Annotated in this window: 2 pseudogenes; both read left to right on the top strand. The window is 65.5% G+C overall.

Annotated elements, in window-relative coordinates:
* Positions 1–265, top strand: a pseudogene (locus RNC47_RS37735) (proteasome subunit beta); the annotation flags it as partial.
* Positions 228–438 (top strand): annotated as a pseudogene (locus RNC47_RS36950) (hypothetical protein); the annotation flags it as partial. The pseudogenes RNC47_RS37735 and RNC47_RS36950, both read left to right, overlap by 38 nt.

Here is a 438-nt window from a genome sequence, read left to right as displayed (position 1 = left end):
AGCCATGGACCTGTCGTCCTTCTCTGAACTGCTGCGTCGTCAGGCCCCAGAACTGTTGCCGGTCAACCGTGTCGCCGATGGCGGGATCAACCCGACCAACGCGGTGCCCCACGGGACGACCATCGTCGCGATCAAGTACCCCGGCGGTGTGCTGATCGCCGGTGACCGGCGTTCCACCCAGGGCAACATGATCGCCGGGCGCGACGTGCAGAAGGTGTACATCACCGATGACTACGCCGGCGCGGTGTATCGGCTGGCGCCTTAGACGTACGATCGCCGTTGTGGCCGACCAACAGCTAGGCGATCTCAAGCTGCTGCGCCGGGTCCGGGACCGTATCGACCGCGAGTACGCGCAGCCGCTGAACGTCGAGGCACTTGCCCGCGGGGTCAACATGTCCGCCGGACACCTCAGCAGGCAGTTCAAGATCGCCTACGGCG

It is taken from the genome of Streptomyces millisiae (genome assembly GCF_031845425.1).
Taxonomy (GTDB): domain Bacteria; phylum Actinomycetota; class Actinomycetes; order Streptomycetales; family Streptomycetaceae; genus Streptomyces; species Streptomyces millisiae.
The sequence above is the reverse complement of the archived record's forward strand: the minus strand, read 5'-3'. Positions and strand labels throughout refer to the sequence as shown.